At 33.0% G+C, this 26420-nt stretch carries 29 protein-coding genes; 11 read left to right on the top strand and 18 right to left on the bottom strand.

Annotated elements, in window-relative coordinates; all coding sequences use genetic code 11:
* Positions 1 to 44 precede the first annotated feature (44 nt).
* From FS85_RS0105565 to FS85_RS0105540, 6 genes are all read right to left on the bottom strand, one after another.
* Entirely contained in the window at positions 45 to 377 is a 333-nt protein-coding gene (locus FS85_RS0105565; protein WP_010135111.1) for a hypothetical protein, read from the bottom strand.
* Positions 378 to 392: 15 nt separating this feature from the next.
* Positions 393 to 707, bottom strand: coding sequence for a hypothetical protein (locus tag FS85_RS0105560; protein ID WP_010135109.1), 315 nt, complete (start codon positions 705 to 707; stop codon positions 393 to 395).
* A 101-nt stretch (positions 708 to 808) separates the two neighbouring features.
* Entirely contained in the window at positions 809 to 1588 is a 780-nt protein-coding gene (locus tag FS85_RS0105555; protein WP_010135108.1) for a DNA/RNA non-specific endonuclease, read from the bottom strand.
* Between the two features lie 90 nt (positions 1589 to 1678).
* Positions 1679 to 2539, bottom strand: coding sequence for a pirin family protein (locus tag FS85_RS0105550; protein ID WP_010135106.1), 861 nt, complete (start codon positions 2537 to 2539; stop codon positions 1679 to 1681).
* 5 nt (positions 2540 to 2544) lie between these two features.
* Positions 2545 to 2985 carry a MarR family winged helix-turn-helix transcriptional regulator gene (locus FS85_RS0105545; RefSeq protein WP_010135105.1) on the bottom strand — a complete coding sequence of 147 codons (441 nt, stop codon included), beginning with the start codon at positions 2983 to 2985 and terminating at the stop codon, positions 2545 to 2547.
* 7 nt (positions 2986 to 2992) lie between these two features.
* Positions 2993 to 3526: an NADPH-dependent FMN reductase gene (locus tag FS85_RS0105540; RefSeq protein WP_010135104.1), complete on the bottom strand. Its 534-nt coding sequence runs from the start codon at positions 3524 to 3526 to the stop codon at positions 2993 to 2995.
* A gap of 156 nt (positions 3527 to 3682) precedes the next feature.
* On the opposite strand from FS85_RS0105540, the gene FS85_RS0105535 reads away from it, so the two are divergent.
* From FS85_RS0105535 to FS85_RS0105525, 3 genes are all read left to right on the top strand, one after another.
* Positions 3683 to 5311, top strand: coding sequence for an acyl-CoA carboxylase subunit beta (locus FS85_RS0105535; protein WP_010135103.1), 1629 nt, complete (start codon positions 3683 to 3685; stop codon positions 5309 to 5311).
* A gap of 150 nt (positions 5312 to 5461) precedes the next feature.
* Positions 5462 to 6175 (top strand): YebC/PmpR family DNA-binding transcriptional regulator, encoded by a 714-nt coding sequence (locus FS85_RS0105530; RefSeq protein ID WP_010135102.1) that lies wholly within the window; start codon positions 5462 to 5464, stop codon positions 6173 to 6175.
* A 204-nt stretch (positions 6176 to 6379) separates the two neighbouring features.
* Positions 6380 to 6742, top strand: coding sequence for a response regulator transcription factor (locus FS85_RS0105525; protein ID WP_139062158.1), 363 nt, complete (start codon positions 6380 to 6382; stop codon positions 6740 to 6742).
* On the opposite strand, the gene FS85_RS16085 is transcribed toward FS85_RS0105525, so the two are convergent.
* Both FS85_RS16085 and FS85_RS15170 read right to left on the bottom strand, forming a co-directional pair.
* The gene (locus FS85_RS16085) at positions 6739 to 7905 is read right to left on the bottom strand and encodes a PAS domain-containing sensor histidine kinase (RefSeq protein ID WP_050809618.1); all 1167 of its coding nucleotides are present in this window, start codon (positions 7903 to 7905) and stop codon (positions 6739 to 6741) included. The genes FS85_RS0105525 and FS85_RS16085 overlap by 4 nt on opposite strands.
* A 67-nt stretch (positions 7906 to 7972) precedes the next feature.
* Entirely contained in the window at positions 7973 to 9112 is a 1140-nt protein-coding gene (locus tag FS85_RS15170) for a PAS domain-containing sensor histidine kinase (protein ID WP_050809617.1), read from the bottom strand.
* Between the two features lie 252 nt (positions 9113 to 9364).
* Between FS85_RS15170 and FS85_RS0105505 the strand changes: the two genes are divergently transcribed.
* Positions 9365 to 9691 carry a 2Fe-2S iron-sulfur cluster-binding protein gene (locus tag FS85_RS0105505; RefSeq protein WP_010135097.1) on the top strand — a complete coding sequence of 109 codons (327 nt, stop codon included), beginning with the start codon at positions 9365 to 9367 and terminating at the stop codon, positions 9689 to 9691.
* Positions 9692 to 9779: 88 nt separating this feature from the next.
* On the top strand, positions 9780 to 10784 hold the full coding sequence (gene dusB / locus FS85_RS0105500; RefSeq protein WP_010135096.1) for a tRNA dihydrouridine synthase DusB: 1005 nt from the start codon (positions 9780 to 9782) through the stop codon (positions 10782 to 10784).
* A 49-nt stretch (positions 10785 to 10833) separates the two neighbouring features.
* Here dusB and FS85_RS0105495 read toward each other — a convergent pair whose 3' ends face one another.
* Together FS85_RS0105495 and rbfA are read right to left on the bottom strand one after the other, a co-directional pair.
* A complete protein-coding gene (locus tag FS85_RS0105495; protein WP_010135095.1) occupies positions 10834 to 12033 on the bottom strand; it encodes an ABC transporter permease in 1200 nt (399 codons plus the stop codon).
* Between the two features lie 11 nt (positions 12034 to 12044).
* Entirely contained in the window at positions 12045 to 12440 is a 396-nt protein-coding gene (gene rbfA / locus FS85_RS0105490) for a 30S ribosome-binding factor RbfA (protein WP_010135094.1), read from the bottom strand.
* Between the two features lie 150 nt (positions 12441 to 12590).
* Between rbfA and FS85_RS0105485 the strand changes: the two genes are divergently transcribed.
* The 5 genes from FS85_RS0105485 to FS85_RS0105465 all read left to right on the top strand — a co-directional run bounded on the left by FS85_RS0105485 (position 12591) and on the right by FS85_RS0105465 (position 16664).
* The gene (locus FS85_RS0105485) at positions 12591 to 13469 is read left to right on the top strand and encodes a cell division protein FtsX (protein ID WP_010135093.1); all 879 of its coding nucleotides are present in this window, start codon (positions 12591 to 12593) and stop codon (positions 13467 to 13469) included.
* A 3-nt stretch (positions 13470 to 13472) separates the two neighbouring features.
* Positions 13473 to 13709: a DUF3098 domain-containing protein gene (locus FS85_RS0105480; protein ID WP_010135092.1), complete on the top strand. Its 237-nt coding sequence runs from the start codon at positions 13473 to 13475 to the stop codon at positions 13707 to 13709.
* Positions 13710 to 13714: 5 nt separating this feature from the next.
* Positions 13715 to 14509: an undecaprenyl-diphosphate phosphatase gene (locus FS85_RS0105475; protein ID WP_010135091.1), complete on the top strand. Its 795-nt coding sequence runs from the start codon at positions 13715 to 13717 to the stop codon at positions 14507 to 14509.
* 3 nt (positions 14510 to 14512) lie between these two features.
* Positions 14513 to 15217, top strand: a complete 705-nt coding sequence (gene truB, locus FS85_RS0105470; RefSeq protein WP_010135090.1) for a tRNA pseudouridine(55) synthase TruB — start codon at positions 14513 to 14515, stop codon at positions 15215 to 15217.
* Positions 15218 to 15314: 97 nt separating this feature from the next.
* Positions 15315 to 16664 carry a toxin-antitoxin system YwqK family antitoxin gene (locus tag FS85_RS0105465; RefSeq protein WP_139062157.1) on the top strand — a complete coding sequence of 450 codons (1350 nt, stop codon included), beginning with the start codon at positions 15315 to 15317 and terminating at the stop codon, positions 16662 to 16664.
* On the opposite strand, the gene FS85_RS0105460 is transcribed toward FS85_RS0105465, so the two are convergent.
* Together FS85_RS0105460 and FS85_RS0105455 are read right to left on the bottom strand one after the other, a co-directional pair.
* Positions 16661 to 17137 (bottom strand): hypothetical protein, encoded by a 477-nt coding sequence (locus FS85_RS0105460; protein ID WP_010135088.1) that lies wholly within the window; start codon positions 17135 to 17137, stop codon positions 16661 to 16663. The two genes, FS85_RS0105465 and FS85_RS0105460, sit on opposite strands and share 4 nt — an antisense overlap.
* A gap of 49 nt (positions 17138 to 17186) precedes the next feature.
* Positions 17187 to 17825: a thioredoxin family protein gene (locus FS85_RS0105455; protein WP_010135087.1), complete on the bottom strand. Its 639-nt coding sequence runs from the start codon at positions 17823 to 17825 to the stop codon at positions 17187 to 17189.
* A gap of 87 nt (positions 17826 to 17912) precedes the next feature.
* Between FS85_RS0105455 and FS85_RS0105450 the strand changes: the two genes are divergently transcribed.
* Positions 17913 to 18467 (top strand): hypothetical protein, encoded by a 555-nt coding sequence (locus FS85_RS0105450; protein WP_010135086.1) that lies wholly within the window; start codon positions 17913 to 17915, stop codon positions 18465 to 18467.
* 2 nt (positions 18468 to 18469) lie between these two features.
* Here FS85_RS0105450 and FS85_RS0105445 read toward each other — a convergent pair whose 3' ends face one another.
* The 6 genes from FS85_RS0105445 to FS85_RS0105420 form a co-directional block, all read right to left on the bottom strand.
* Entirely contained in the window at positions 18470 to 18943 is a 474-nt protein-coding gene (locus tag FS85_RS0105445; protein ID WP_010135084.1) for a regulatory protein RecX, read from the bottom strand.
* A gap of 83 nt (positions 18944 to 19026) precedes the next feature.
* Positions 19027 to 19620, bottom strand: a complete 594-nt coding sequence (locus tag FS85_RS0105440; protein WP_010135083.1) for an outer membrane beta-barrel protein — start codon at positions 19618 to 19620, stop codon at positions 19027 to 19029.
* Positions 19621 to 19732: 112 nt separating this feature from the next.
* Positions 19733 to 23179: an efflux RND transporter permease subunit gene (locus tag FS85_RS0105435; protein WP_029489285.1), complete on the bottom strand. Its 3447-nt coding sequence runs from the start codon at positions 23177 to 23179 to the stop codon at positions 19733 to 19735.
* Between the two features lie 10 nt (positions 23180 to 23189).
* Positions 23190 to 24326 carry an efflux RND transporter periplasmic adaptor subunit gene (locus FS85_RS0105430; RefSeq protein WP_010135081.1) on the bottom strand — a complete coding sequence of 379 codons (1137 nt, stop codon included), beginning with the start codon at positions 24324 to 24326 and terminating at the stop codon, positions 23190 to 23192.
* Between the two features lie 15 nt (positions 24327 to 24341).
* Complete coding sequence (locus tag FS85_RS0105425; RefSeq protein WP_010135080.1) at positions 24342 to 25676, bottom strand: TolC family protein; 1335 nt, start codon at positions 25674 to 25676, stop codon at positions 24342 to 24344.
* Positions 25677 to 25690: 14 nt separating this feature from the next.
* Positions 25691 to 26290 (bottom strand): TetR/AcrR family transcriptional regulator, encoded by a 600-nt coding sequence (locus FS85_RS0105420; protein WP_010135079.1) that lies wholly within the window; start codon positions 26288 to 26290, stop codon positions 25691 to 25693.
* Positions 26291 to 26420 lie beyond the last annotated feature (130 nt).

Here is a 26420-nt window from a genome sequence, read left to right as displayed (position 1 = left end):
AATTCTATTAAAGGCCATTTTTTTATTTTACAGTGGATTCGGTTCTATTGAAAAAGAAAATCTAAGCTTTGTTGCGCATTCATAGCATCTAAGCCTTTAATATTATATTTAATCAAATGAGTATTGATTAACTTACGTTTGGTGTTTTCGTAAAAACTGTTGATGAATTTTTCAGGATGTCTACCTGCTAAAATTTCTTCCCCAATTTTTTCTTGAAACCAATCTGTTGGAGTTTCGGTTTTTAATTTTTTGTAGCTTACAGTAGGTTGTAAGGTGTTTCTGTCTACTGTAACTAATTCAAATTCAATTTGTTCTTTTTTGTTGTCATCAATAACAAAATCTAAAAAATAATTTTTACTAAATTCATGTATTCCCATAGGTATCAATTTTTGTTATTCAAATAAAAAATCTATCTCAGTTTGTACGTCTAAAACATCAAAAGGTTCAATTTCAATTTTGTCAAAAAAAGCCAAAATCAAGTTTCTTTTTACAACTTCTAAAAAATGTTCGCTTAATTCGGAACGTTTGCACTCATGGTGTTCTATGCCATTGGGTAAAAAACTCATTCGGTCTATAGAGGTTAAAGTACACAAAACAGTATCGGTGGTTTTTAGTTCTTTGGTGTTAAACAACATCATGTTTGCTTTGTGATATTCTTTGATGGTTATTAGCTCATCATCATGATGTTTATGTGGGTGCTTGTTCAAAATTTATATTGTTTGTTTTTTTGATGTTTTGATAAGTAAAGGATGTTATTTCTTTACCATGGTACTAAAGTAGTATAATATTAGGTTGCTTGCACCTGTGATTATTCCCAGTTACGTAATGACTCAAGTTCTTCTTCTGCAGAATCGTTAAGAATAGAAAAAAAGTCAATACCAGTAAGTGCTTCTATATCGTTAACACTAGTTTGATACGTGTTATAGGGCTTTGGCTTTTTTACATGAGGTAAAACAAATCCAATCATTTTTTGAGGAGGTGTAAGATCATAGATAACCTTATAGTAAGAACCAGGTACTGTTACTTTTTCATCTCCAATTACGTCTATATTGTTTTTAAAAATAGGCCCCGTAACAACCAATAGAGAATCTTCTTGTACAGCCCATTCTCTAACTTGAGCTTCTAATCTTTTCCACTCGCCACGATTAAAACTAGGTAGCTGAGGAGACATGTTAGACATAAAAAAAGTTTCTGACATAGCTGTTTTATTTTGCTTCATATCTGCCGCTGGGCATAAATGGCCTCTGTCATAGCCACTTTTTTTGTAGTCATTTAAGGTAGCAGATTTTGAATGTATACTAGGGTCCTGTCTAAAATCGTCTTTTCTTTTGGCAGTACCTTTTACAGCAGCTGAGGTTAGCAAGTAATAAACCCAGTTGGGTTGTTCGTGCTCCTCGTTATATTCTAGAGCATAGTATTGGTGATGGTATACTGTTTGGTTTGCAGTTGGTAAAAAAGAAGAAAATTGATAAGAGACAGTTTCTGAAGCAGCTACGACACTGGGCTGGGCTGTAAGTGGGGTTATTGTTACAGCTTTATCCTTTTGGTTAGAGATATAGAATACAAAACCAACTACAATCAATAACATGCAAAAAATAAAAATACTCTTCTTATTCACTATCTTTTTTAATGTAAACTTAAGTAAATACTGCTGATAATTGTTTATGTACGGATTAAATTATTGCAAATTTCCCATTTTTCCAGCTTGATAATCCATAAAAGCTTCATAGATTTCTTGTTTGGTGTTCATTACAAAAGGACCTTCCATTACTACGGGTTCATCTATGGGTTCGCCAGAAAGAAAAAGTAATTTTGATTTTTTTAATGCTTGAATCTCAATTCCTTCTCCATCATTCTTAAAGGTAGCAATAGCTTGTTCGCCATAGCTTAAAGTTTCTTTTTTGTTTATAAAAACACCTCCGTTAATTACATAAAGTAAGCTTTGGTGTGAATTCGGAATCCAAATTTTTTGAGATGCATCAGCTTCTAAATCTACCCAAAAAGCATTTACGGGAGTCTGAGTTTTAATCACTCCTTTTTTTGTAGCTTGATTACCAGCTATAATAGTAATTTTAGCTCCATTTTTTTCTACAAATTCCATTTGTTCTATATTGGCCTGCTGATAGTTTGGAGGCATCATTTTTTTTGATTTGGGTAAATTTAGCCACAATTGGATTCCTTCTAAATTACCACTTTTTTCTAGAAACTCTTTTGTAGGGCCTTCAGCATGTAAAATTCCTTTTCCAGATGTAATCCATTGTACACCACCACTTTTTATGGTTTGTATGTTTCCTAAAGAATCTCGGTGCTTTTGTTCTCCCTGTATCAAAAAAGTAATGGGTTCAAAACCTCTGTGTGGATGTGCTCCCAAATCAAAAGGATTGTTTTCCTTACTTATAAAGTACGGGCCGTAGTGGTGTAATAGTAAAAAGGGATTTGCGTTGGGAATTTTAAAAGAGGGAATTGGTTGTCTTAACTCAATAGACCCCATCATTACAAAAGGAGATTTGTATACGGTGTAAATACTGTTTAATTTCATAACTTTTAGTTTCTGATTTTGTCTAGTAATGAATTCAATATCAAGGCTTCTTCATTACTTAAAGCACCTATTTGTTTTTCTATTTCAGAAAAATTGATTTGTTCTAACAGCTGTAAACCTTTTTGGGTGATAGAAACATACACTGCTCGTCTATCTTTTTCACAACGGACTCTTTCAATCAATTCTTTTTCGCATAGTTTATCTGCTAAACGAGTGGCATTAGGAGATTTTTCTATCATTCTGTTTTTTACAATACTCATAGAAATAGCTTCTTTAGCACCTCTTAAAATTCTTAGAATATTATATTGTGCGTTAGAAATACCATAAGGTTTTAAACAATTTTCTGTTAGGCTCGATAAATATTGTGCTGTGTACCGAATATTTAACTGAGCTTTTATGGTTTCTGAAGGAAATGATGAATTGACTTCTTTAGAAAAATCGCCCATAATTTTTTTAATTTAATGCTTGTTGTAACCCATCAATTTCTTTTCTTAATTTCTCATCCCATTCTGTATTGATGAGTCTTCCTTCGTTAAAGTTGTCGTAAAATGAGGGAAGAGAAAACGAGCCTATTAGTTGAGCACCCATAAACGGAAAACGATCTACTGCAGCCTGTAAAACACTTGCACCGCCTCTAATTCCTGGAGATGTAGCCAAGGCTAAAAATGGCTTGTCTCCCCAAACTTTTGCATTTATTCTAGAAGCCCAGTCATAAGCATTTTTAAATGCAACAGTATACGTGCCGTTATGCTCTGCAAACGAAACTATGTAGGCATCTGCCTCCTGTAAGTCGTTGTTAAATTTTTCAGCTTCAGGATGAATTCCCGCTTCGTTTTCTAAATCCATTCCGTAGATAGGTAATTGGTAATCATTTAAATCTAAAATTTTTACTGCTACATTCTCTAATAAAGAACCTGCGTAAATAGCCAGTTGTTTGTTTATAGACGTTTTGCTGTTGCTTGCCCCCAATACAATTACTTTTTTCATGATATTATTTTTATAAGTTATCTCAAAGATATAAAAATATAATTACCTAGGTAAATAAAAACAGGGTAATTATTTAGGTGAGCAAAACAACTAAAAAAGCATAGTTTATGTTCCATGGGTTATTTGTATTTTTGACCCCTGAAAAAATAGGAGAAAATGGACATCAACTTCAATAAAAACGAAGACGCTAACAAGTTGTTATTATCAGAACTAAAAAAGAAACTTGCCAAGGTACATGTAGGAGGAGGAGAAAAAAGAATTGAAAAACTCCATGCACAAGGAAAAATGACCGCAAGAGAACGTATCGATTTTTTGTTAGATCCCCAAGCTGATTCTGTAGAAATTGGAGCTTTTGTAGGAGAAGGAATGTACAAAGAGCACGGAGGATGTCCATCAGGAGGAGTGATAGTAAAGATAGGATACATCAAAGGAAAGCAATGTATCGTTGTCGCAAACGATGCAACAGTAAAAGCTGGAGCTTGGTTTCCTATAACTGCAAAAAAGAATTTAAGAGCGCAAGAAATAGCCATAGAAAACAGGCTACCTATTATTTATTTGGTAGATAGTGCAGGGGTGTATTTGCCTTTGCAAGATGAGGTTTTTCCAGACAAAGAACATTTTGGCCGTATTTTTAGGAACAATGCCAAAATGAGTAGTATGGGAATTACTCAAATAGCTGCTGTGATGGGAAGCTGTGTGGCAGGAGGAGCTTATTTGCCTATTATGAGTGATGAAGCTTTAATTGTAAACAAAACGGGAAGTATTTTTTTAGCAGGAAGTTACTTGGTAAAAGCTGCTATTGGTGAAGATATTGATAACGAAACCCTCGGAGGGGCTACCACCCATTGCGAAATTTCTGGGGTTACAGATTACAAATCAGAAGATGATAAAGATTGTTTAACTACAATTCAGAATATTGTAGATAAAATAGGAGCATATACAAAAGCAGGATTTAGCAAAAAAGAAGCGGCAGAGCCAAGGGAGTTACAAGAAGAGATTTATGGAATTTTACCTAAATCTCGTGCAGATCAATACGATATGAATCAAATCATAGAGCGATTGGTAGATAATTCTGAATTTGAAGCTTACAAAAACGGATACGGAGAAAGTATTATTTGTGGTTATGCAAGAATCAAAGGATGGGCGGTTGGAATCGTGGCGAATCAAAGAAAAGTCATCAAAAGTAAAAAGGGAGAAATGCAGTTTGGTGGTGTTATTTATTCCGATTCTGCTGACAAAGCTACTCGTTTTATTGCCAATTGCAATCAGAAAAAAGTTCCATTGGTGTTTTTGCAAGATGTAACAGGATTTATGGTGGGAAGTAAAAGTGAGCATGGAGGAATTATAAAAGATGGGGCAAAATTGGTAAACGCTGTTGCCAATTCTGTGGTTCCAAAATTTACTATTGTAATAGGAAACTCTTACGGAGCAGGAAATTATGCCATGTGTGGAAAAGCATTTGATCCTAGGTTTATGGTGGCATGGCCATCGGCAAGACTAGCGGTTATGGGAGGTTCTCAGGCAGCCAAAGTGTTGGCACAAATAGAAGAAGCAACGCTTAAAAGAAAAGGAGAAGAAATTACTCCAGAAAGACACGCCGAAATTTTGTCTAAAATAGAAGCCAGCTACGATGCGCAAACCTCTCCTTACTATGCTGCGGCCAGATTATGGACAGATGCTGTAATAGATCCTTTAGAAACCAGAAAATGGATTGACATGGGAATAGAAGCAGCCAACCATGCACCTATAGATACTCCTTTTAATTTAGGAGTTATCCAGGTATAATTAGTGATAGTAAATTACAGTGAGATAAATTTTTTATAGGGTTTTATAGCTTCGTCAAAAAATAATATTTTTACATTCCTAAATCATAAAATAACAATTGAAGTTTGATACGTTTTACAGCTTCAATTTTAATATTAAATCAGTCATAAAATGGGTAGAGCATTTGAATTTAGAAAAGCGAGAAAAATGAAACGCTGGTCTGCAATGGCCAAGACATTTACAAGAATTGGAAAGGACATCGTAATGGCAGTTAAAGAAGGAGGTCCAAATCCTGATACCAACTCTAGACTTCGTGCAGTAATTCAGAATGCTAAGGCAGCTAACATGCCCAAAGATAATGTAGAAAGAGCCATTAAAAAAGCTTCTGATAAAGATACTGCTAACTATAAAGAGACTTTGTTTGAAGGATATGCTCCTCATGGAATAGCCATTTTGGTAGAAACTGCTACAGACAACAATAATAGAACAGTGGCCAATGTTAGAGCTGCATTTAATAAATGCAATGGAAATTTAGGAACTTCTGGTTCGGTAGCATTTATGTTTGATCATACTTGTAATTTTAGAATAAATCCAGAAACGGTAGCTATGGATTTAGAAGAGCTAGAATTAGAATTGTTAGATTTTGAGGTTGAAGAAGTCTTTGAAGAAGAAGATGGGATTTTAATTTATGGAGAGTTTGGTCAGTTTGGAAACATTCAAAAGTATTTGGAAGAAAATAATATTGAAATATTGTCTTCTGGTTTTGAGAGAATTCCAACCACTACCACAGAACTAAATGAAGAGCAACAAGCTGAAGTTGAAAAGCTTTTAGAAAAACTAGAGGATGATGACGATGTTCAAAACGTATATCATTCAATGGCATAAAATTACAGAATTTATAAAAATATACGACCTTTATTGCTTATTACGAGTAATAAAGGTTTTTTTATATATTTGTTTTGTTATAAAACAATGTTAATTTTAAGAATGGTGTTGTTGTATACTGGCATATTTTGTAACAAATGATTTAGTTTTAATTACAACTTTTTAATGTATATTTACACTATTGCTATGTATAATTCATCGATTATGAAAAAGATCCTGATCATTGAAGATGATTTTTTAATAAGAGAAAATATTTCTGAACTTATAGAGGTTTATGGTTACCAGATTGAAATTGCTGAGGATGGTTTAAAAGGCCTTGAGGTTGTCAAAAAATTTTGTCCTGATTTGATTATATGCGATGTCATGATGCCAAAATTGAATGGTTATGATGTACTAAAACAATTAAAGTCGAGCCCAAAGACTGCTAAAATACCTTTTATATTTTTAACAGCTAAGTCTGAAAAAATGAGTGTTTTTAAAGGATTAGATTTAGGTGCGGATGATTATTTACTGAAACCATTTGAGTGTTCAGAGCTATTAGATATAATGAAAAGATTATTAAACTAAGCGTAAATTAAATCTTCATCTTTTCCGATGTTTTCGTTAATAACGCAATTCTGAAGGGCAATCGTAAATTTAGTACCTTTGTCTATTTCGCTTGTAAAAGAAATTTTACCACCCAATAAATCAACATAATGCTTTACAATGTTTAAGCCTAGAGCAGACGATGGAAGAGTCTGGGTGCTAGATTTCCTATAGAATTCAATAAATAGTTGTTTTTGTTTTTCTTCAGGTATTCCAACACCTTTATCCTCAATAGATATAGTTAAATTATTTTTCTGAACCAATGTAGTTACAACAATATCTTTATTGGAATATTTAATAGCGTTTGATATAAGTGTAAAAATTATATTCTTTAATATTTTTTTATTGAGAAGAACAAAACAGTCTTTTTTTTGATTAAAAATAACTGTTTGATTTTTTTTTGTAATTCCTTCTAATTGTAAAATGATTTCCTTAAAAAAAGAAAGAGTGTAGAACTTTTCGAGGTTATTTTTTTTGACTCCTTTTTGATGTTCGTCTAAAGATAAATAATTGTTTAGAATATGTGATAAATTATGTACAGAAGAAGTTATTCTTTTAAAATGTTTGATACAGTTTTCTATTTCATTGGTTTTACTGTATCGTTCTATCAAAGCCAAGCTTGATAAAATGGCTGTTAATGGTGTTTTAAAGTTGTGAGAAGCCATGGTAACAAACTCAGATTTTTGTTTGTTTAAATGTTTTTCTCTTTCAAGTGCCCATAATAATTCTCTATTTCTTTCAGAAACTTCAAATTCTAATATATCATTCAGTTTACTGAATTCTTTTTCTAGTTTTTTTTGTTCCGTAATATCATAAGATCTTACCAGTATCCCCTCTGGGACAGGTTCGACTCTTAATTCAAACCAACCAATACTGCCATCAGGGTGTTCAAATTCATTTATCATGCTCATAGGGACTCTGGTATGCATACAATCATAGTAAAATTTATAAACAGGCAGATTTTCAATCCCTTTAAAAATCTCTAACATTGTCCCGCTCTCAAGAGTTTCTCTATCAAGCTTACTTTGTTTTATAACTGCTTCATTTAGATAGTAATAATTCCATTCTGGAGTTAATACATGTACACCTTCCATCATGTTATCAAAAACACGGTAATCGTTTTGGTTTGATAGGGCTTTATTCATGTGGCAAGGGGAGAGTTAGGGTTGTAGTTTAGGTAGTTGTTTGTCTTATTGGCAGTAGTATATATTATTAGGCGGTTGCTGCATTTTGAAAACAGTTTGATTTATTTTTAGGGAAGATAACAGTAAATTTAGTTCCTTGGTTAACTTTGCTTTCAAAAGTTATTTTACCATTCATAATTTCTAAGTAATGTTTTACAATATTCATTCCAAGGCCAGTACCTTCTATTTGATTGCTATTAGAGGCTCTAAAAAACTTATTAAATAATTCTTTTTGTTGTTCTTCTGGAATACCTATTCCTTGATCTTCAATGCATATTGAAAACTTTTCATGATCAATTATGCTTTGTATTGTTATGTCCTGATTTGAATATTTTATAGCGTTGGAAACTAAATTAAATACAATGTTTCTTAAATATCTTTTATCCAAAGAAACTAAATCGTCTCCTGTGTGTGTAAATTGTATGTTTTGTTTTTTCTTTCTAATTCCGTCTAGTTGTGTAAGAGTCTCAATAAAAAAAGCTTTTACATTAAATACTTCTTCAGAACTTGTTGTTTTTCCTTTTTGATGCTGATCCAAAGACAAGAAACCGTTTAGTATATGCGTAAGATTATGAGCCGATGTTTTGATTCTTTGATAATGCTTTTCACATTTAGCAAAATCATTAATTTCATAATATTTTTCAATTAAAGATAAGCTAGACATAATGGCAGTTAAAGGAGTTTTAAATTCATGGGATGCCATAGAAACAAAATCAGTTTTCATAGCATTTAATTTTTTTTCACGAGCCAAAGCTTCTAACAGCTCTTTATTTCTTTCAGTAACTTTAAATTCGAGTATTTCGTTTAGCTGTTGTAGTTCTTTTTCCAAACGTTTTTGTTCAGTAATATCAAAAGTTAAAACAAGAATTCCATCCTCAACAGGATGAACTCTTAAATCGTACCATGCCCTGCTTCCGTCCGGAAACTCAAATTCATTTATAAAAGAATGTGGCTTTTGATTTTTTAAAACCTCTATAAAAAAATCGTAGGCTTTGCTTTTTTCAAAACCAGGATACTTTTCCATCACGGTATAACCTAGCAAATCTTCTTTTCTATTTTTGCTTTGTTCTACCATAGATTCATTGACGTAAAGATATTCTAGATTTTCACTTAAAACCTGAACACCTTCTATCATTTTGTCAAAAACATTGTAATTTAACTTAGTCATTTTAAAGCAATTTGGGGTATAATAAATAACTAGTGTATAATGAATAACATTCATACAACGTAAAAATAACTATTTTTTTGGATTAAAGGTGATTTCTGTCAATTTTTTTAAGGTTAATGTTTGTTATTGTTTAGTAGATGTTGTTCTTAGTCAAGTTGTGGATGATTTTTAATCAATAAGATTCTTTTATCTATAAGGAATTGATTGTATCTTTGCGAACTAATTTTTAGTACATCATAAAAAGTTTGGACTATGTCTGATATTACCATAAAAATAAAAGATAGAGAAGGAGAAATTCATGAGTTGCAGGCCCCTACGGATATGGGAATGAATCTTATGGAATTGTGTAAAGCCTATGAGTTGCCAGTAGAGGGAACTTGCGGAGGAATGGCTATGTGTGCTTCTTGTCAGTGTTATGTATTGTCAGAGCATCAGTTGCCAGAAATGCAAGATGCTGAAGAAGATATGTTAGATCAAGCTTTTTATGTAGAAGACAATTCTCGTTTAGGATGTCAAATTCCCATCACAGAAGATTTGGATGGGTTGGAAATAGAATTGGCCCCAGAATCTGAAGTCTAAAAAATATCTAAATATACAGAAGGTCCTTCTTAATGCTTTTTAAGAAGGACTTTTTTGTATCTTTGCAACCCTTTAAAATCAAACGATTATGGTAAAAATTAGCAATATAGAATTGGGAGATTTTCCGTTGTTACTAGCTCCTATGGAGGATGTTAGCGATCCACCATTTAGAGCTTTGTGTAAGGAACAAGGAGCAGATGTGGTGTATACAGAATTTATTTCATCAGAAGGATTGATTAGAGATGCTGCCAAAAGTGTTAAAAAATTAGATATTTACGAAAAAGAACGTCCTGTTGGAATACAAATTTTTGGTGCCAATCTAGAATCGATGCTTAGAACGGTAGAAATTGTAGAGGCTTCTAAGCCAGATATTATTGACATCAACTTTGGTTGTCCAGTAAAAAAAGTGGTAAGTAGAGGAGCAGGAGCAGGAATTTTAAAAGATATAGACCTGATGGTTAAGTTGACAGATGCAATGGTAAAGCACACTAAATTGCCTGTAACAGTAAAGACTAGGCTAGGTTGGGATGAGAATTCTATTATGATTGAAGAGGTAGCAGAGCGTTTGCAAGATGTAGGGTGTGCAGCCATTTCTATACACGGAAGGACACGTGCCCAGATGTACAAAGGAAATGCTGATTGGACAAGAATTGCTGCTGTTAAAAATAACCAAAGAATGCACATTCCTGTTTTTGGAAATGGTGATGTAAATACGCCCGAACGTGCTATTGAAATGAGAGACGAATATGGACTGGACGGAGCTATGATTGGACGTGCAAGTATTGGAAACCCATGGTTTTTTAAAGAGGTAAAGCACTTTATTGCAACAGGAAAGCATTTGCCAACGGCATCTATTGCAGATCGTGTAGAAGTAGCTCGCAGGCATTTGCAAATGGAAATTGATTGGAAAGAAAGTGAACGTCAGGCAGTGATGGAAACACGTAGACATTATGCCAACTATTTTAAAGGAATTCGTGATGTAAAAGAATACAGAAACCGATTGGTTACCGAAGATACCGCTGCTGGAGTTTTTAGCGTAATGGATGAAATCTTAGAGCGTTTTGGAAACCTAGAAAATTTTATGCAAAAATAATAGTGGTAATTTCAAACTAGTTAGCGTAAGAATCTTTTTGAACTAGTGTTTAGTGTTTTTTTACAAATCTTTTTGAAATTCTTCCGCTAGCTAACAAACTAGCCAATGCTCCAAAAGTTACAATAGTGCAGCAAACTAAAATAACATTTTGCCATTCAAAGCCTACCGGATAAGCTATGTTTGGTGTTATCATTATAAGTTCAAAATGTAATTGAATCCATACAAGAAATCCACCAAGTAGCAGTCCGAAAAACATACCAAAGAGATTGAGAAGAAAACCATAAAGTGCAAAAATTCGTCTTACACTTTTTAAGGACGCTCCTATATTTAGCAAAGTTTTAATATTTTCTTTTTTGTCTACAATTACCATAATAATGGTTCCGCTAGTATTAGATAAAACCATTACCACGACCAGAAGAGAAACCAAATACGCAATAAGTTTTTCGGAATTTAGAATTTTATAAAAAGAACTGTTAATTTCTTCATTCTTTAGAATTCTATAATCAGGCAATTGTTTTTGTAAAAACAAAACAACAGAATTCAGTTGTTTTAAGTCAGCTACTTTTACATCAACATAGCTTACTTCATTTTTTTGTTTGTCTAGTAAGTTTTGAGTTAACTGTAAAGGAGCATAAATGTATTTTTTATCTTCTTCGTTAGGACTGCTCAAAACTCCGATTACTTGCGGAAATACTTCTCGGAAAGCATTTTTAGGATTGCTAATATATCCTTTCCCTGCTTTGGGAACATAGGTGTCTAATCGATCTGTAAAGATGTTTAAGTCTAGCTGACGATAGAGCTGGTAACTGACAATGCAAGTGTTTTTGCTTTCTGAAGCAAACCAATTTCCTAAAATCATTAAAGAATCTATGGGAACCACTTTGTTAAAAACCGAGTCTACCCCTTTGATATAGGCAATTTCTTCTTTTTCACCATTTTTAAAAAAAGCACGTTCTTCTAATACTTTTGCGTACCTTATGTTTGATGGGCTTTGTTCTAATTTTTTTAAAAAGTCAGAAGATACAGCAAAGGTTTTTCCTTTAGAGGGATATATTCTAATATCGGGTGTATTGCTCTGCAACATTTGCGCACTGTAACTTTTAATGCCAGAAAATACCGATAGCACAATAAACAAAGCCATGGTTCCGGCTACTACACCCAAGCAAGCCAAAATGGTTACAATGTTGATAATATTGTTACCACTTTTAGATTTAAGATAACGTTGTGCAATGTAGAACGGAAACTTCAAAAGGGGAATGATTACAGTTTTTTTCTTTTGTCAAGAATTTCAGGATTCTGAATTGGGTTGGTGTCTTTTCCGCCTAAAGAATTGTCTAAGTTTTCTATATAGTCTAGCGTATCATCACCATAAAAAAGTAAGTTGGGCATACGTCTTAATTGATGTTTGGTACGTTGTGCTAGCTCATGACGAATTGCAGGAGTGTTTTTGGTAACCGCTTTGATAATTTCCTCTCTTTTTTCGGATGGGAAAACGCTTAAATAAGCTTTAGCTTGTCCTAAATCTGCTGTTACTTGTACCTTAGATACAGAAATAATTACACCACGCATTCCGTTTCTAGCATCTGCTTGTAGTACTTCGGCCAAATCTTTTTGAATGACCCCAGCTATTTTTTTCTGTCTATTAGTTTCTTCCATGTTGCAAAGATAAAGAATTCACGCGGAGATTAAGAGCGAATTGTATCAAACAAAAATAAAAGCAGAAAACACAATGCAAAGGTGTACATCAAAATTGCATAGTTACTTGCGAAATACTACCTTGCAACTCAAAAATCAACAAAATAGTAGATGTCTAAATCTTTTGAAAAATATCAGAAAAGACGATTAAAAGCCTCATATCTTTCTGTAGTACTAAGTATTACATTGGTGTTAATGTTGGTTGGATTTTTAGGGTTGGCAGTATTAAAATACAGTAAGCTTAGTGGCTACTTTAAAGAAAAGATTTCGGTTACGTTATATCTAAAAAATAATTTATCTGAAACTGAAAAAAAGGGATTGGAAAAATTTTTAAAAGAAAAGGAATTTGTCAATACTTATCACTTTGTATCAAAAGATCAGGCAGCCAAAGACTTTAGTAAAGAAATAGGAGAAGATTTTCTTACTTTTTTAGGTGATAATCCGCTTAAAAGCTATTACGAAATTAAACTGAAAGCAGATTTTGTAAGTCCCTCACAATTGATTTTTATTACCAAAGACTTGGAAAAAAATGCATATATTACAGAAGCAGCTTATGATGCTCCTTTGGTAGATTTGCTAACCAAGAATATCAAAACAATTGGTTTTTGGTTGTTGGTAGGAGCATCGGTGCTTTCGTTTATTGCTGTGTTATTACTTAACAGCTCTATACGGTTGTCAATATACTCTAAAAGATTTACTATTAAAACCATGCAAATGGTGGGTGCAACAAAATCTTTTATTAGAAAACCGTTTATATGGGGTAGTGTTCGTTTAGGCTTGTTAGGTGCTTTTTTGGCATCTGTTATTATTCTGACTTTGTGTTACAAGGTAGATCACAAACTGCCAGTACTGTCTCTAATGGAAGATGTAGAAGTTTTAGCCATTGTTATTGGTGGAATTTTTGCTGTAGCATTTGTTATTACGGCCATTAGCTCTTTTTTAGCTACCCAACGCTTTTTGCGATTAAAAACAGATCAACTTTATTTTTAAGATATGAAACAAAAATTTGCACAAGATTTTGTGTTTGGAAAAAGAAACTACCAATTGATGATTATAGGGCTGGTGTTTATTGCTGTTGGTTTTGTTCTAATGTCTGGAGGTGGCTCTGATGACCCAGAAGTTTTTAACCAAGCAATGTACAATTTTAGAAGAATTCGCTTAGCACCTACTTTAGTATTGTTGGGTTTTGGAATTGAAATTTGGGCTATTTTAACAAAACCAACTAAGTAAATATCATGGGAATTATCGAAGCAATTATTTTAGGAATTATTCAGGGATTAACCGAATTTTTACCCGTTTCTTCTAGTGGGCATTTAGAATTGGCAAAATTTCTTTTAGGAGATCATTCTGTGCCAGAAGAAAGTTTAACTTATACTGTGGTATTGCATTTTGCAACAGCACTGAGTACGATTGTTATTTTTAGAAAAGATATAGGAGAAATTCTAAGAGGCCTGTTTCAGTTTAAAAATAATCAAGAGTTGCAGTTCTCTATAAAAATTGTGCTATCAATGGTTCCTGCAGTCGTTGTAGGTTTGCTGTTTGAAAAACAGTTAGAGTCTTTTTTTGGAGGAAACATCTTTTTTGTGGGATGTATGTTAATTGTAACTGCAATTCTACTACTGCTAGCAGATAAAGCAAAAACAACAGAAAAAGATGTCTCTATTATAGGATCTGTAATTGTAGGAGTTTCGCAAGCTATAGCTATGCTACCAGGGATTTCTCGTTCAGGGGCTACTATTTCTACCTCTGTTTTATTGGGGATTGATAGAAGCAAAGCGGCAAGGTTTTCTTTTTTAATGGTAATTCCTTTAATTTTTGGAAAAATAGCTAAAGATGTTTTAGGAGGAGATATTCATTTTACCTCTGCAGAAGCCGTTCCTATGGGAGTAGGATTTGTGGCTGCTTTTGTAGCTGGACTTTTAGCTTGTCAGTGGATGATTGCTTTGGTAAGAAAAAGTAAATTGACATACTTTTCTGTTTATTGTGCTTTTGTAGGGGTTGTTGCTATTGTATATACCTACGCAAAATAATACATGAAGAGTTTAGAAGCATATAAAGAAGGGCAGGTATTGTTGATTGACAAACCTTTGCATTGGACAAGTTTTCAGGTGGTAAACAAACTTAGATGGGCAATTAAACAACACTATGGTATAAAAAACATTAAAGTAGGACATGCAGGCACTTTAGATCCTTTAGCTACAGGTTTGTTGATTTTATGCACAGGTAAATTCACAAAAAAAATAGAAACTTATCAAGCTCAGCATAAAGAGTATACAGGTACTATTACCTTAGGAGCAACAACACCTAGTTACGACTTGGAAACGGATATAGACCAAACTTATTCTATAAATCACATAACCGAAGCTTTGATACATGCTACAACCAAAAAATTTGTAGGAGAAATAGATCAGAAACCTCCAATTTTTTCAGCCATCAAAAAAGAAGGAAAACGTTTGTATGAATTGGCTAGAGAAGGTAAAACCACAGAAATAAAATCAAGAAAAATTACGATTTCAGAATTTGAAATCACCAAAATAGAGTTGCCAAATGTAGAGTTTAGAGTAGCATGTAGCAAAGGAACCTATATCCGATCTCTCGCTTACGATTTTGGATTGGCATTGAATTCAGGTTCTCATTTATCTGCACTACGAAGAACTAAAATTGGAGATTTTAATGTTGATAATAGTGTTTCAGTTACAGAGTTCTTAAAGGATTTTGGTATTGTAGAAGAAAATTGAAATTCGATTTAAATAAAAAAACACAAAAGAGTCATACTATAGTATGACTTTTTTTGTGCTGTATGAATTATATTTAAAGGGCTTAAAAATTAATATTATGAAAAGATTGATCTCACTATTTACTTTGTTGTTCTGTATTGTAGCTTTTAGTCAGGATTTAGATACTCAAAAAGTTATAGAAAAAGTTAAAGGATTTAAGAAAACTACAAAAGAGTATTATGTTTTGAAAGAACAGCCAGAAATTAAGCATGGTATTTATAAAGAATATTATAAAAAAAAAATGATTGTAGAAGGAGAGTATAGGATGGGGGAAAAAAGTGGAGATTGGACATACAAAGGTCCTAAAGGTAGTTATTTACAAAAAGGAAGTTTTTTAGAAGGTAAGGAGATTGGATTTTGGGAAATATATGAAGATGGTAAAAGAAGATTTGAATGTATTTATACAATGAATAATACTTTGAGTAGTTATAAAGCATATAATAAGGAGGGAGGAGTGACGGAAGAATTCCAATATGATAAATCGATTGGGGTAGGTAAGGGTAGAAAGATCATGAGTACTGGTTTTGTAATGGAGTATGAAGCAGATTCGTTGACTAAATATCACGGTGTTTTAAAAGTATTATATCCTAATGGTGAGCTATTTCAGGAAAGAAAGTACGAACACGGTAAGTTATATTCACTTTCGGATATTTACAAAAAAAACGGTGAAATAGAAAAAAAAGTAAAATTTTTAGATGGTAAAGGAGTTTTCCTAAATTATTTTCCTAATCCTTTAATAAAAGGACAGTTTAAGGTTCAAAGTGCAACAACCTATAAAGACAGTGTGCCGTTTGGAATGTACTTACAATATAATCTAGAGGGAAAGCTAATTCAGTCGGGAATGAGGCATAAAAATAAGAGGATAGGCGTGTGGAGATTGTGGCTTTCTAAGAAGAATAAGTATATTGAAAAGACTTATGAGATTGATGAAAAAAGAGGAACAATAGCGTATTGGGAATCTTTAGCGAATAAAATAAAAGAGAAAAAAGATGTGCCTTTTGCATCCATAAAAAGTCAAAGTCTTTTAATGGAACATGATGGTAAAAAAGTTTCAAGTTCTAAAAAAGCTTTTTCAGACGCAATAAATAACTATGTTGCTGAGAACTTTAATACAGGTTTAGCAGAATCATTAAATGTTTCTAAGGGCAAAGATGAGATATTTAAATTAGCAGCGATTTTTAAAATAAATACTTTAGGTGAAGTGAGTGATATTAAGGTTAGGTCGAAGTATAAAATCTTAGAAGATGAATTTAGAAGAGTCTTAAGTGGTTTGCCTACGTTCATACCCGTATTTCATAACGATAGACCCGTAAATATATTATTTTCTTTGCCATTAAGATTTAGAGTTAAGTCTAGTAGTGAAAAAGATTCCTTTGTAGGATTAGAATCATCTACAAAACGTTTCTAAAACATTCTATTATACCAAGTGTCTTCAGCTGGTAATTCCCAGTCAGATTCTAATTCTGCTTTGGTGTTGATGAGGTTGTTAAAAACAACGGTGTTTTTGGTAACGCTTTTGTTTTTAATAAGTTTTTTAAACTCTTTTACTTCTTTATATTGAACGTGTTCTCCTTGTTTAAAACAAACATTTAGTTTGTCTAGTAGCTCTATTTCATGTTCAGATTGTAGTTTGAAAATAAAAGAAACCAACTCGTCTATTACTAAGGTTGTTACCTTTGCATTGGGATTGATTGCTACAATTAAAAAACGTTGGTACACGATTTTGTATCCAGCTTCAAAATCGTGTTTTTTAGACCAGTTTTCTACAAAATCACGAACGGATTCTTCTATTTGATGCAATAGTTCTGGATAGAATTTTTTACTACTAGGGTATAAAAACACCTTAGCCAAATCTTCTAAATCATCAAATGTAACTAGCATACAAAAAACTTTTGATGCAAATATATTAGCTATCGGCCAATTATGGTACTTATTTATTTAAAATCACGTTTTCGTATTGTAGAATAATGTTTAGCAAAATAACGTTGATGTCATCTATAATATCTGCTCCTTTATTTTTATTGTACCAAACTTGTAGCTGTTCTTTAAATTCGGGCTGTAGTTTTCCGTATTTTTCTTTGTATGCTTTTACCATTTTGGAAACAGTACTAGGTCTTGGTCCCCAATCGGCAAGTACTTTTTGCTCTTGGTTAATAACAATAAGTTTTGGAATTGCTTCACCACCGTTGGTTAAAAAATATTGCATTAGTTCTGAGTTTTCATCACGGTAAGCAATTTTTAGGTCAATAAGATCTGATTGTTCTGCTATTTTATTAAGAATTGGTAAAGATTGAGCTGCATCTCCGCACCAACTTTCTGTAAGTATTAACCAAGTATAGGAGTCGTTTAGCTGGCCTAAAGTGTTTATTATGGCATCGTTTAACTGTGTTGTTTTGGTCAAACGTTTCATTCGGACTTGGTTCAGCTTGGTGTACGAAATTAATTCTTCGGTTTGTTGAACTCCAGAGGTAGCTTTATTTTTCATAAAGTTTCGCATTTGCTCTAGATAGTTTTCATAATCAAAAGACTGCTTAAGAGCTTTTGAAATAAGGGGTTTAGGTACGTTCATGATTTTCAGTTTTATTACCTACGTTAGACGTTACTAATTTAAATACTTACACCTTAAAAAGGCAAGATTCTTGTTATATTTGATACCATGAAAAATATTCTTTTAATCAGTTGTATTGTTGTGATTCTTGTGGCTTGTCAATCAGAAAAAAAAGAGTCTGATGACAAAACGGTTTCATTAGAAAATAAGTATGCTAGTCCTAAAGACAGCCAACAAGTGTTTGACACTGTTGTTGGTGTAAAATTGGTATACAAAGACTCTATTATAAACTGGAAAGGGTATCATAAAGTGCAAGAGACTCTAAAGTTGATGAAAAAAAATACAACAAATGAAGTGTTGAGTTTATCTGAGCAATTGGTAGAAAACGTAACTTTAATGAGGGATTCTATTACTGTAAAGACTTTGGATGAAAAGGGAATGAGGGCTAGAATCAATGCACTGTACAATCAGGCTTTGCGTTTGCAGGAAATGAAAAGTATTCCAGCCATTACCATTCCTGAAGTAAAAAAGCAAACCCAAGGGCTGTTTGTTATTTTTAGGATGATAAATAGAAAAGCGAATGCAATTTATAGAAAGCAAGATTTTGAGAAAGAAATGTTACAAGAAGATTTTATCTTTTCAAAAATAGATTCAATTCAATAAAACTATAAATCGTAAACCTGTAAGTTTTCTAAAATTAAATGATATTCGTAGCCTTTTCTGATTAAAAAATCGACTACTTTTTTCTTTTTTTTATAAAAATTAGGCTCTTTGGTTTGTGCCCATTTTTGATGACTAAGTTCGTTTAAGGTGTTAGTATATTCTTCCGAAGAGATTTCTTTTAATGCAGATTTGATGTTGTATTCAGAAATGCCACGGTATTTTAATTCTTGAACAATTCGAACCTTACCGTATTTTTTTATTCTGAATTTACCTCTGGCAAAACTTTTTGAAAAACGTTCTTCATTTAAAAAGTTGTGCTCCATTAAATGGAGTAGAATTACTTCTTGTGCTTGTGGAATCATGTTCATTTTTACCAATTTTTCTTCTACTTCCTTGTGACATCGATCTTGATAGACACAATAGTTTTCTAAAGCTCTTTTGGCTTCTTCTACAGTATAAGTTTTGGTAGGCTTCATTCATAAAAAGATTCTCTGCAAAATTAACAAAGCCTATCTGTTTACACAAATAGGCTTGAGATTAATGATGTATTAGTGTTGGTTTAAAACTTGTAAGCTAAACCTAAGTTGATAAATTGATGCTTGGCAGTAATGTCTAATTCAGAAGAACTAATTCCTGCTTGTGATGCTACTTCTTTTTCAAAATCTTCTGTATAAGAGTTGTTTAGTTGAAAAGAGTAGTTTGCTAAAAAGGATAAATGTTCAATAATTGTAATTTCAACTCCCAAACCTAAACCAAAAGAAAGTTCGTTAATGTAATCTTCTAATTCCTCATCAAGATTTGTTAAGTATTCGAATTTAGGGCCTGCTAAAAAGGCAATCTTATCAGCCACTCTATATCTTAAAAACAAAGGAACCTGAATATAGTTGTCAGACTCATCAGCTTCTTCTGCTTTGACCTGTGTGTAAATAAAACCAGGAACAAAACTTACTTGATTGCTTAAGTCAATTTGGTGTGTTAAACCTACAAAAAAACCGTTAGACTTAATGTTTTCGCTTTCAGTTTCGTCAAAGGCTTCAACTTTAGACTTAAGATTGGCATTGGTGTAACCAGCAATTAAACTTGTTTTGTTTTCCTGAGATTGTGCAGTGCTTATACCTAGTACAGCTGCTGCAATCCATAGTAATTTTTTCATGGCAGCAAAAATAGGTAATTGTTATTTATAAATGTTAATAAAGTATTAAATTATATAAACAAAAAAAGCTGTGGACACCCACAGCTTTTAAAAATTTAAGATAAACTAAAACTTATTTATTCTTTATTCTCACTTTTATTTTGTGCAATAAATAGAACATAACAGGTACAATAATTAAGGTAAGGAATGTAGCAAAGGTCAGTCCAAAAATTACCGTCCACGCTAAAGGTCCCCAAAAGATTACGTTATCTCCTCCTACATAAATATGTGCATCCCCTTCGTTAAACAAACCAAAGAAATCAATATTAATTCCTTGAGCTAATGGAATCAGTCCTATAACAGTAGTAATGGCTGTTAGAATTACAGGTCTTAAACGAGCCTTTCCTCCTTTTACAATAGCTTCAAAAGCATCGGCTACACTAATTACATTTCCTTCGGGTAATTGTAATTCTTCGGCACGACGGTCAAACAACAATTGTGTATAATCTAGCAATACTACTCCGTTGTTTACCACAATTCCAGCCAAAGAGATAATTCCCATCATGGTCATCATAATTACAAAACTCATGTTGGCACCAATAATACCAAAAAATACTCCGGTAAAGCTTAAGAAAATAGCAAACATAATAATGGCAGGTTTGGTAACAGAATTGAATTGGAATACCAAGATAAAAGCAATCAATCCTAAACCAGTCATTAAGGCTCCCATTAAGAAAGCCATTTGTTTGTTTTGTTCCTCAATCTGTCCTGTAAAATCAAACTCAACCGTATCTGGAGCATCAAAATCAGCCATTTCTGCAATAATTTGATTCACGACAGCTTGTGCATCTGTAAAACCTGGAGTTAAGGCAGAGTACACTACTACTGTTCGTTTTCCATTTTTGTGTTTAATGGCACTAAAAGAAGAAGTGTTTTTTCGGGTAGTTACCGCAGAAACGGGTACTTCTTTTATTTGGCCATCAATCTGACTACGGAAAGTAATGTTTTGGTTAAAGATGGCACTTGTGTTGTTTTTATCTTCTTCATTAAAACGTACATAAATGTCGTAATCTTCTCCGTTTTCTTTGTAAACTCCAGCTTTTTCTCCAAAAATAGATCTACGTAACTGATTGGCTACCATTCCAACAGGTACTCCCAAAGCTCCTGCTTTTTTACGATCTACCATTACTTCTAAAGCCGGCTTTTGCTTATTAACATCCACTTTAAGCTCATCAACACCAGGTACATTTTTGGCAGCAATAAAACGTTGCATTTTGTTGGCTACGGAAATCAACTCATCATAATCCTCTCCTTGAATTTCAATATTGATAGGGTATCCTGCTGGAGGTCCTACGGCTTCTTTTTCTACAGAGATAGACAATCCTGGATATTTGTTGCGTAGGGCTTTTTGTACTTTAATGCGTAACTCTTCAGAATCCAATCCTCTACGGTATTTAAATTCGCGTAACGAAGCAGTAATTTTTCCACGATGTGGCATTTCAGTAGTACCACTATCGGTTTGAGGATTTCCTGCTCCCATACCTACTTGAGAAACGGCAGATTCTACCATAAAGTTATGATCACCATCCATGTATAAATTGTCATTTAACACAGCAAATACATCTTTTTCAATTTTTTTAGTAACCTTATTGGTTTTTTCGATATCTGTACCTTCAGGATATTCTAGGTACACAATAATTTGATTAGGCTTGTTATCTGGGAAAAATTCAACTTTTGTTCTACCAGATCCTACAGAAGCACCAAACACTATAAACGATGCAATTAACAAGATAAAAGTACCAATTAAGAACACGTAAGGTCTCCAGCTAGTTAATGCAAAGCGTAAGAATTTTTCATAAATATTTTCAAACCATTCCAATGCTTTTTCTTGAAACCAAATAGCTGCCCCTTTAATAGCGTACTTATAAGCCCAAAATAGCACTATTGTTACCAACATAACACTACCCAATCCTCTTGCAGGGCCCCCAAATAGTAAAATAGGAATACCAAAAACACCTAAAATAATCGTTAAACGAATCAGCTGTTTTACCGATAAGATTTTTTGGTCAATATTCATAAACTGCGATACCAAGACCGAGTTAAAGAACAAAGCAACAAACAACGAAGAACCTAGTACAATGGAAAGTGTAATTGGAAAGTATTTCATAAACTGCCCCATAACCCCTGGCCATAATCCTAAAGGAACAAAGGCAGCAACTGTTGTTAAAGTAGAGATGATAATAGGAAAGGCAATTTCTCCAATCCCTTTTTTGGCAGCCTCTAATCTGGTCATTCCTTCGTCTTCCATCAATCTATACACATTTTCTACTACTACAATTCCGTTGTCTACAAGCATTCCTAATCCCATAATCATTCCAAATAAAATCATGGTGTTCATGGTGTATCCAAAAGCTTCTATTAGCATAAAAGACATAAACATAGACATAGGAATAGCAAAACCAACAAACAATGCATTACGGAATCCTAAAAAGAACATTAGTACGGTAACTACCAACAAAATACCAAAGATGATGTTGTTTACCAATTCGTCTACTTGACTTAATGTTTTGTTAGAGGTATCGTTAGAGATACTGATAGTTAAGTCTGATGGTAATAATTTTTCTTGAGCTGTTTTTAGAACTTCTTTTACTTGTTGCGTAGCTGCAACCATATTGGTACCACTACGTTTTTTTACATCAAGCATTACAACATTGTGTCCCCACTCGCGTGCAAATGTTGTTTTTTCTTCTTCTTGAAAAGTAACTTCAGCAATGTTTTGCAAGTATACTGTACCTCCCTGAGTTTTGATGACAATATTTTCTAACTCTTTAGGATTTTCAATTTCTCCTAATACACGAATCGTTCTACGTTGTCCGCTGGCAATTAGGTTCCCAGCCGATGTTGTTACGTTTTCTTGTCTGATAGCATTCAAAATATCATCAAAACTAATTTGAGCAGCCATCATTTTATAAATATCTACAGCAACTTGTACTTCTCTATCTTGAGCTCCACGAATATCGGCTGCTTTAATTTCTTGAATTTCTTCTACTTTATCTTGAATAATTTCTGCATACTCTTTTAACTTTTCTACAGGATAATCACCAGAAATATTAATGTTCATGATTGGAGTTTCTTCTGCAATATTCAGATCAAACACCTGCGGGTCTACCTTAGCACCATTAAAAGTTGGCCAGTCTTCACCTGCTTTTACACCATCAACTTCGTCTTTTACTTTGATTTTTGCTTGTTCTACAGTTAGTTTCTCGTCAAATTCAATAACAATAATGGCTACATCTTCCTGAGAAGTAGAGGTGATTTCGGTAACATTGCTAATTCCCTTTAGTTCTTCTTCCAAAGGATCAACAATCAAACGTTCTATATCTTCTGCCGTGTTACCTGGGTAAATGGCATTAACGTATATTTTGGTTTCTTTAATTTCTGGGAAATCTTCTCTAGGCAAATTAACATAGGCCGATAATCCCAAGATAAAAATTAGTGCAATCAAAACATACATGGTCGTCTTGTTATTGATCGCCCATGAGGATAGCACAAATTCCTTGATGGTTTTATTTGTATTCATGATGTGTTTTTTACTTGATGATTGAAACTTCTTGATCATCCTTAACCGATCTAGCACCTTCTATAATTACTTGATCTCCTTCTGACAATCCTTTTAAAACTTCTATTAAATCTCCTTGAGTTTTACCTGTTTCTACAAACGTCCTTTTAGCAATAGCATCTTTTCCTTTTTTTGCAATTACATACACATATTGTTGGTTGTGTTCGTTTTCTGAAATTACGCTTTGAGGAATTAATATTGCTTGTTCGTTATGGTAATCGTTAACGTTTAATTTAACAGTCATGTTTGGTTTGGCGTTAACTTCTTTAGGAACATCCATTTCTACTTTAAAGTTTCTGCTTGCTGGATTGATAAAATTACCCGCTTGGGTTACTTTTGTTTCTGCAGATACGTTTAATACAGGAAAATAAGCTTTAACCATTTTACCTTCGGTAACCGAAGTGATGTAAATCTCAGGAATCTGAGCTGTAATGGTCATATTGTCTAAGTTAACAATTCTAGCTATGGGAGTTGTACCAGGACTAACCAAAGAACCTTCGTCGGTAATAATGTCATCAATAACTCCCGAAAATGGAGCTCTTACATTTACTTTATCTAACTGAGCTTTTAGCTGTGCTACTTGATTTTTTTGAGATAAATAGTTGGTTTTGGCTTGTAAAAACTGAATTTCAGAACCAATTTTTTGATCCCATAAGCGTTGTTGTCTTTCATACGTAGTTTTAGACAAGGCTGCAGCCGCTTCTAACTGAGCTAACTGATTTTTCATACCAGCATCGTCAATTATAGCAATAACTTGTCCTTTTTGAACACGCTGTCCTTCTTTAACCAAAATCCTTTGTAAGTTCCCGCTAAACTCTGGTTGAATTAGAATATTTTGTTCTGTTTCTACGTTTCCTTGTACTTCAAAGGTGTGGTAAAAATCTTCGTTTTCTACTTTTAAGGTCGATACCAAAGCAAGTTTTTTTACTGTATCTAATTTTTCGATTGCTTGTTCTAGTGTAGCAACTTCATTTAACAACTGAATTCTGTGCGATTTGATATCTTTTAGGTTATTACTAGCAATTATATCTGCAGTAGAGCTTGCTTTTGGCTGACATGCAACAAGTAAAACGAGTGCAATTCCAGTAATAGTTATTCCTTTTTTCATGGTGGTATGGTTGTTTTATTTTGTTAATGATTGTAGTTCTGCTTTTTTGTTGATGACTTCTACCATTGCTTGTAAATATTCACTTTGACTAGTGTACAATTGCATTTGTGCTTGTCTTAGTTCAAAACTGGTAGCAACCCCTTCTTTGTATTTTACGTTGTTTTTCTTTTCAATACGTTCTGCTAAATTTAAGTTGTCTTTTTTGTTGATTAACGTGTTTTTAGCCAACTGAAAATCTGCTTTTGCATTTTTAATATCCAAACCAATTTTAATTTTCGCTTCTTCCAATTCGTTTTCAGCTTGTTCCCAGTTTAGCTTTGCTTGTTTTCTTTTAGCAGTTCCTTGAAAAGAAGTGAAAATAGGAATGTCTAAGCTAACTCCAATAGCTCCTGTTGTATACCATTGGTTGCTATGAAAGTCTCCAAACTCTTGAGCAAAACCTTGGCTTCCTAGGTTAAAAAATCCTGCGAGACTGGGCAATCTTCTCGCTTGTTCTGCCTTGTATAACAAACGATTTGATTCTACATTGTTTAAAGATATTTGGTAATCTATATTTTGAAATACAGAAAAATTATCACCAAATCCTTTAAGTTCTAAAGTGTTTTCAGATAGGTCTTCAAGAGAGTCAGAAATTTCTAAAGTTGCACTTTCTTCTAAGCCCATCAACATTTTTAACAAACCTTTAGAAAAATCAAGATATTGTTCTAATCTAACTTTGTTGTTTTTTAAATCGTTTAAGGTAATTTTTAATTGCTCTAAATCTTCTTCCTCGGCCAAACCGTTGTCAAAAAGTTTTTGACTTTCTTTTAGCGTATCTTCTATGTTTTTTATGTTGTTGTTTATAATTAGTAGACTTTCTGTGTTTAGCAAAACATTTCCGTAAGCACTAGTAATGGTTTTAGTAATTTCTTTATCGGTTTTAATTTTTGCATTTTTAGAAATTTCTAAAAACACTTTTGCAGATTGCAAACCAACAATGTAAGTTCCATCAAAAATTAATTGAGTTACGGTAACACTTGGTTTCATTTGCTGTTTAGGAAACAAAAACGATAGTAAGTTTGGGCCACCATCTTCACTTGGAGCTGCTTGACTAAATTCGTCAGGTAGAATAACGTTGTTGGTATATTCTATTTTACCGTCTATTTGTGGCAAACCTGTAGCAATGGTTTCCCACTTTTTCCATTTAGCTTCTTGTATGTCTAAACTAGCGTTTTTTACAGAAGTATTGTTTTTAAGTGCATAATCAATGGCTTCTTGTAGAGAAAAGCTTTTTTTCTCTTGGGTGTATCCCAGTATGGGAAATAGCATGTATGCAAGTGTACATACTATTTGGAAAAAAGATTTTTTCATTTTTGGTGATTGTTTTATTGGTTGTTTGTAAATTGATTTAATATGGTTAGCCCTTTTGGGGTTGCAATGGCTCTAATATGATAATCGAGAACGGCTTCTAGTAATTCTTGTTTTTTAAATAGCTTAGACGGAAAAACTTCATCATCTTTAATTCCGCTCATGGTCGTAAAGTAAATTCTAGCAATTAGTTCTTTATGAATCTCGGTTCTATACACACCTTCTTTAATTCCCTTGTCAATATTGTTAAGGATACTATTAATCATTGCTGATAATTGTTTCTTTTTTAATTCTTCATGAATATCGGGGAAAAACTTTTGTAATTGAAAGTGTGGTGAACTCTCATCGTCTTTAATAATGGACAATACAAAGCGTTTTACTTCAAATAGCTCTTGTATAGCGTTTAAATCTCGTTTAAAAATTTCACTAATTTCACACTCAGTATGTTCGTGCAAGCAAGAGGTTGCTTCTTTTACCAATTGTGTTTTGTTGTTAAAGTGTGTATATAATGTTTTTTTAGAGATCCCTAATGCTTTGGATATATCGTCCATAGTAACGCTTTTAAATCCATAGTTTAAAAACATTTCGGTGGCCTTTTGTACAATTTTATCCTTCATGTTGATCTAATTTTCGAGAGCAAATATACAAATGGAAACTTAGGAAACAAAAAAAGTTTCCTTAGTTTAATTTAAATTTAAAGTTAGGTTTTTGTAAAGTCAATCATTGTTATACATTTACAGCAAAAAA

The organism is Ochrovirga pacifica (assembly GCF_000220525.1).
GTDB lineage: Bacteria > Bacteroidota > Bacteroidia > Flavobacteriales > Flavobacteriaceae > Ochrovirga > Ochrovirga pacifica.
The sequence above is the reverse complement of the archived record's forward strand: the minus strand, read 5'-3'. Positions and strand labels throughout refer to the sequence as shown.